At 43.2% G+C, this 271-nt stretch carries 1 protein-coding gene; it reads left to right on the forward strand.

Annotation, left to right across the window (positions count from 1 at the left end; translation table 11 throughout):
* The coding region (locus tag SB659_RS19580; RefSeq protein WP_410551611.1) for a PA domain-containing protein at positions 1 to 271 on the forward strand (271 nt) is incomplete at both ends.

Below are 271 nucleotides of genomic sequence, written 5' to 3' on the forward strand. Positions count from 1 at the left end.
CCCATTGATGGCTGTACTGCTATTTCCGAAAATCTTACGGGGAAGCTGGCTCTAATACAACGAGGTGGCGCCAATTGTGGTTTTGCACTCAAAGTTAAAAATGCTCAGTTAAAAGGTGCTGTAGGAGTTATTGTTTATAACGCTCCAACTTCTGTACCACTTGCAGGCCAGATGGGAGGATCCGATGCTACCATTACGATCCCTTCTGTACTTGTAGATAATGCTGAAGGAGTTGCTATTATAAATCAATTAGCCTCTACCGCTGTAAATG

It is taken from the genome of Arthrobacter sp. SIMBA_036 (assembly GCF_046535135.1).
In the GTDB taxonomy this organism is placed as follows: Bacteria; Actinomycetota; Actinomycetes; order Actinomycetales; family Micrococcaceae; genus Arthrobacter.